Annotated in this window: 4 protein-coding genes and 1 pseudogene; 3 read left to right on the top strand and 2 right to left on the bottom strand. The window is 54.6% G+C overall.

The window, feature by feature from the left end; all coding sequences use genetic code 11:
* Positions 1-81 precede the first annotated feature (81 nt).
* Positions 82-1,662, bottom strand: coding sequence for a helicase-associated domain-containing protein (locus WMQ00_RS11900; protein ID WP_340441070.1), 1,581 nt, complete (start codon positions 1,660-1,662; stop codon positions 82-84).
* A 114-nt stretch (positions 1,663-1,776) separates the two neighbouring features.
* Between WMQ00_RS11900 and WMQ00_RS11895 the strand changes: the two genes are divergently transcribed.
* From WMQ00_RS11895 to pbp2m, 3 genes are all read left to right on the top strand, one after another.
* Positions 1,777-2,637 (top strand): LysR family transcriptional regulator, encoded by an 861-nt coding sequence (locus WMQ00_RS11895; protein ID WP_012360809.1) that lies wholly within the window; start codon positions 1,777-1,779, stop codon positions 2,635-2,637.
* On the top strand, positions 2,634-3,464 hold the full coding sequence (locus tag WMQ00_RS11890; RefSeq protein ID WP_049147775.1) for a serine hydrolase: 831 nt from the start codon (positions 2,634-2,636) through the stop codon (positions 3,462-3,464). The genes WMQ00_RS11895 and WMQ00_RS11890 overlap by 4 nt, the downstream gene beginning before the upstream one ends.
* A gap of 113 nt (positions 3,465-3,577) precedes the next feature.
* Complete coding sequence (pbp2m, locus tag WMQ00_RS11885) at positions 3,578-5,359, top strand: penicillin-binding protein PBP2M (RefSeq protein ID WP_049147776.1); 1,782 nt, start codon at positions 3,578-3,580, stop codon at positions 5,357-5,359.
* Between the two features lie 66 nt (positions 5,360-5,425).
* Here pbp2m and WMQ00_RS11880 read toward each other — a convergent pair.
* Positions 5,426-5,925, bottom strand: a pseudogene (locus WMQ00_RS11880) (hypothetical protein); the annotation flags it as partial.

Below are 5,925 nucleotides of genomic sequence, written 5' to 3'. Positions count from 1 at the left end.
CGCATCCTGGTCAAATTTTCTTGGCATATTCCAGATTTTCCCATCTACTCAAACGGAACAAAACCTGGGACACTTCACCCTCTAGCACGGCACGTCCACCGCAGCGATGCGGTGGGGTTGGATCGTGAGGCTCTCCCCGGTGGATTCGAGCACCGCGGAGATGGTGGAGGGGGTCATCATCACGATGGATATCCAGTCATGGCTGGTGGCACCCGCATAGTCCACGTAGTGCAGGCGCACCTGTGTGCCCGCGGTATAGGCGCGGCGCAGCTCGGACATGATCTCCCGCGGCGAGCGGAAGGTCCGGGTGTCCGAGGCCTTCGTGCCGTCCGCCGGGTCCACGGCGATGGCCTGGTCGTGGGCGCGGCGAAAACCCTCCACGGCGCCGTCGATCTCCGAGGCGATCTCGGTGGAGTCCCCAGTGATGTCCATGATGTTGCGCTGGGGAGTATCCACGCGAGACGGGACACGAGCCGAGTGGGGTTCGGTGGCGGAGCCCTGCTGGAATGCCCTGGTGGCGTCGTCAATCAAATACCGCAGGGACTGGGGAACGGACGAGAGACCGCCGGGGGACATGCGATCCAGGAAGTCCTCGATGTCCTTCCATGGGGCGTCATAGCGCTTCGGCCCGATCAGGCTGAATACGTCGCCTTCGCGGCCGTCCTCGCGCACCAGGGTGGCGGTGAGCCCCAGACGGCGGCGAGACTGCAGGTCGGAGGTCATGCGGAACACCGGGGCAGGCAGCAGGTGAACCTCGTCGTAAATGATTAAGCCCCAGTCGCGGGAGTCGAACAGCTCCAGCGCCCGGTATTCGCCCTTCGACTTGCGCGTGACCACTTGGTAGGTGGCGATGGTCACGGGGCGGATCTCCTTCTTCTCTCCGGAGTATTCGCCGATTTCATCCTCCGTCAGGGAGGTGCGGCGCACTAGCTCGTCCTTCCACTGCCTGCCCGCGACGGTGTTCGTCACCAGGATCAGGGTGGTGGCCTTTGCCTTGGCCATCGAGGCCGCGCCGACCATCGTCTTGCCCGCACCACATGGCAGCACTACCACGCCCGAGCCGCCTTCCCAGAAGCTATCGGCCGCCATCTCCTGGTAGTCGCGCAGCTGCCATTCTTCGTGTTCCTGCGACAGCTCGATGGGGTGTGCCTCGCCGTCGACGTATCCCGCCAGGTCCTCTGCGGGCCAGCCGACCTTCAGCAGTTCCTGCTTGAGCCTGCCGCGCTCGGAAGGGTGCACAACGATCGAGTCCTCGTCGATCTCTGCGCCCAACATGGGCTTGATCTTTTTGTGACGCCGGATCTCCGTCAGCACAGCCCTGTCCGTCGTCTCTAGCACGAGCCCGTGCGCTGGGTGCTTGATGAGCTTCAGCCGCCCGTAGCGATCCATCGTGTCGGCAATGTCGATGAGCAGCGGCTGCGGGGCGGGGAACCGCGAGTAGGTTTCCAGCACGTCCATGATCTGCTCCGCGTCGTGCCCTGCCGCGCGGGCGTTCCACAGCGCCAGCGGGGTGATGCGGTAGGTGTGCACGTGCTCCGGCGCGCGCTCCAGCTCCGCGAACGGTGCCAGCGCGGTGCGCGCCTCCTGCGCCTGTTCGTGGTCGATTTCCAGCAGCACGGTCTTATCCGACTGCACAATGAGCGGTCCGTTTCCAATGCCCACGCTGTGTGTCACTTCCTTTTTGTTTATCGACGCCACCGCGACGGTGTTGCTCAAGCCAAAGACATCATTTTACGCTGCAGTGGTGCGAACTCGTGCTCCACTATGCTGAGACCCATGATTGCTCAGACGGGAAATCTGCGCCAATGGCAGTATTTCGTGGCTTTAGCGGAGACCGGTAGTTTTACAGCGGCGGCAGCGCGACTGGGAGTGAGTCAGCCGCCTGTCTCCAATGCCATTAAGCGCTTAGAAGCTGGTGTAGGTACACCGCTATTTATCCGAGGGGCGGGGGAAGTGAAACTAACCGAGGCAGGGTTGACCTTGCTTCCATATGCCCGGGTGATTAATCGCGATCTTCAGACTATGCATTCGATGATTGACGGTATCCGAAGTGGTGCGCAAAGCGGGTTTCGTTTGGCCATCAGTAGTGCGCTTCCAAGCGAGATAGGATCGCGTATTGCAGCAAAGGCACAGCAGCATGATGGAGTAGTTTTGTCGTCACTGCCTTCTGTTGAGATTCTTGCCCGTGTTGAAGAAGGCGCTATTCATGCGGGGCTTGTTCAAGCTCCGGTTCCCTTGGGTACTCACCGCAGTGCGAGGCAGTTTTCTCTGTCACGTGATCTAGTGGTGCCGCCGGGGTATTCAAGGTTGGATAAGACCTTGTCTCAATTGAATCTGCTGGTGGAGAACCTGAATGACAATTCAAGTGCAGCCAGTGGTTTGGCGAGAGAGCTATTTCGGTCGGGTGTGTCTTGCGAAATTAATGATTCAGAGGATGCTCTAGGTAGGGGCTTATTGATTGGAAGAGGGGAGGGGATGTCTTTGGTATTTCGCGGTTTTCACCAGTTTGACAATGCTATTGAGCTTCCTTCCCGTTTCGATTTTTCCGTGGATGTAGTGGTTCGCCGAGGTGGGATGGACAATGGCGCCGAGGCCATGGCGGTCGCCGAAAGAATTTGTCGAAGGATTAACCAATGACTGCACGGATGGAGATGGCCCTGGAAAACGTGTTGATGCGGTCGGGGTGTGAGGGATGGTGGTGTGCATCGCGACTGCACGATGGGGTGACTATCGGACGCAAACAAGACGAGAAAATTACGGTGGCATCCTTATATAAAATCCGGCTCCTCCACCTCACTTTGGAAGCGATTCAACGAGGTGATCTGGATCCTCGTCTTCGTGTTGACGTTGCACCGTCCAAAGGAACTTACGAAGGGTATGGGTTCGCTGCCTTTGATGACGCAGTGAACGTGAGTCTCCGAGACTTAATGAAACAAGTCGCATCGGTGTCAGATAACGTGGCCGCCCACGAGATTTTGCGTCTACTGCCTGCGTGGGCTCGAGAAGCATTTCTTAAACGGTTTCCACCTCATTATGACTTGCAAGATCGGAATAGCTTAGTGACGGCGGAGAAACAATTGCGTCAATATGTTCAATCCCAAGGGGGGAGTAGTACAGATATAGCGTTTTCTGCAGTCTCTTCGTTGGCGGAAATAACTAATGACTTGGAACAGGTTTGGAAAGACGATAGTGCAGCGGTACGTCGATCTATGTGTGAACTCTTGGGGTTGCAGGTGTGGCGTCACCGTGTTCCTTCAGGCTTTCCTCCAAGCGGCGTTGATATCTATGGAAAAACGGGCACTGTAGGACTTCTCCATGGTGAAGCTTCGATTATCCAGGTTGAGGGCGAGGAGCCCATTGTGGTGTCCATCATGCTGAAACAGGTGGTGCCAGAACAAGCAATGAGTACTCACGATGGTGCTATTGGCGAAGTGGCTAGACTGCTCGTGGACGCTCTTCGTTAGAATTTCTGCCACTTGAATACACACTTCTACCATCGCCTATATGTGAATGAAATGAGACAATTGCATTATGTGATATTGGTGGCATCCAATGCGTCTCACTTAACGTCACTCCCATGATGACTAAGCACAATCGTTTCCGTCAGTCGGTGATTGCACTCTGTTCGCTCTCCGCAGTGATGTTGAGCAGCTGTTCAGCTCTACCGTGGGAATCAGACTCAGACGTATTTCTCAAAGCTTTCAACGCGGGAGATGACAGCAAGGCTGCACGGTATCTGGATCATCCAGACCCGGAGCGCGCCCTTCATGAATTTCGGCAGTCACTTCATGGTGTGAAGGTCAACATCGAAAAATCTGATCTTTCCAATGGAAAGCAGAATACTCATGTGACTTGGTCCAAAGATGGTGTGGAGTTGGAGAGCAATGGTCGGCTCGTCCTTAGTGGACAGGATGGTAAGCCTCAATGGTTGCCTTCGATCTTCGAAGCTCAGTTGAGCGATGATTCCGCACTCTTTTTTGCTGAAGATAAACAGTACGATCTTCCAATTAAAGATCGCTTGGGCAATGAATATATGACCTGGACGAAAGTTATTCAGGTACGAGGTCGCAAAGATATAGCCTCTAGAGCGCAGGAATTGGCCCAGATTTTTGCACCAGTGTCTCCCACAACGACTAAGGAGTGGATCGAGCAGACCTTGGGAGAGTCTCAGGATGAAGACACCGTGCTCCTCACTTTGAGGCAGGAAGAATTCCGGAAGATACAAGAGCAACTTAGGACCTTTGAGGGAATTTCCACTGTGGAGCAGGGGCGTCTCTTAAGCGTGTCCAAAACTCTTAACTCTCCGCTGGATGCTGAATTGAACAAATATTGGGAGTCAGTGCTCGATGCTAATTCAGGATGGTCGATACGCGCTGAGAGTTCACAAGGTATGACGACGGTAGCCTCTGAGCCGCCTCGCCGAGTTCAGCCAATCGCAACCACTCTGGATATCACACTGCAAAGCGCAGCAAAACAAGCAGTGGACAGTGAGCAACGTGCCGCAGTTCTAGTCGTGCTCAATCCTAGAACAGGAGGTGTCCTTGCCGTTGCACAAAATGACAAGGCAAATAACCAAGGGCCAATCGCACTCACCGGGCTATTCCCACCGGGATCGACGTTCAAAACTGTGACCACAGCGGCGGCACTAGAGGCAGGGGCAGTCAGCATGGATGAGGAACTACCTTGTCCTAGCAATATCACCGTCGCTGGACGCAAGATTCCCAACGATCATGACTTCGATCTAGGTAGCGTTCGACTGGAAGAAGCTTTCGCCCAATCATGTAACACAACCCAAGCGGTCATTTCGGATCGTTTGGGAGAAGATGATCTGCAACGGACTGCTTTAGAACTCGGAATTGGCTCCGACTTCGACGTACCAGGGATGACCACACTTACTGGTTCGGTGCCGCGGACACCGGCTGGACCTCCTCGTGTGGAGGCTTCTATTGGACAGGGCGAGGTTCTAGCTAGTCCATTTGGGATTGCGCTCATGCAATCGACTGTCGCTAACGGCGGCTTGCTTGTTCCTCCACAGCTCATTCAAGGCGAACAGACAGTAGTGAATAAACAGGCAGACCAGCATGTCAGCGATACAACTATTCAAAGCCTCCGGACGATGATGAAATCAACAATTGACCACGGTTCAGCTAGGTCGTTGAGTGATCTTAGTGCACTTGGCGGAAAGACTGGTACAGCAGAAATTGATGGCAAGCTTTCCAATGGCTGGTTCGCTGGAACGACAGGGGAATTGGCGATTGCGTCCCTTGTAATCGAAGGAGATTCTTCTCAGCCAGCTGTGGAAATGGCCGGGCGTTTCCTTCGCTCGCCGGATGTTCAGAAATTCTCTGGAATTCAATAAACTTGCGTCATAACCTCTAGCACGGGTTAAGTAAAGAAAAGTGTGTCTTTTCCGGGCGTGTTGCGGTTATTTGATCCAGCCTTTTTGGATGCCGAGGTTGTGTTGGTAGCTGGTGTCGATGGCGGTGTCGTATTCTGCTGGTGCACCGATGTCATTGGTAGTGGCTGTGGTGTTGTGGGTGATCAGGTCTGTTGCTGTGGAAAGTGCGTCTTGACCCCATCGTTGGTCCCTGGCGATCTTGACCGGATCGTCAGGGACTTCTGTATGTAGATACAGCCACCAATCCATCACTGTGCGTTGATGCGGTAGTGATAGTCCGCGGTGTCTGCGGGCTAGTTCTTTTATGGGGGCGTTGATGCCACCTTCGAGGCTGTTTGTTGTTGCTGCAAGGTTGTCGGGGTCGATGGTTGTTGGTGGGGGTTGCAGGTAGGTAAACAGCAAAGTGAAGTGTCCCAGGTTTTGTTCCGTTTGAGTAGATGGGAAAATCTGGAGAGTGTCTGATGGTTTGTGTGTGGGTTTCCAACCTGCATAAGGAGATAAGCCAGAATGACTACTGTGACAAGACG

This window comes from Corynebacterium sp. KPL2825 (genome assembly GCF_037908445.1).
Lineage (GTDB): Bacteria > Actinomycetota > Actinomycetes > Mycobacteriales > Mycobacteriaceae > Corynebacterium > Corynebacterium kefirresidentii.
This window is presented reverse-complemented; position numbering and strand designations above follow the sequence as displayed.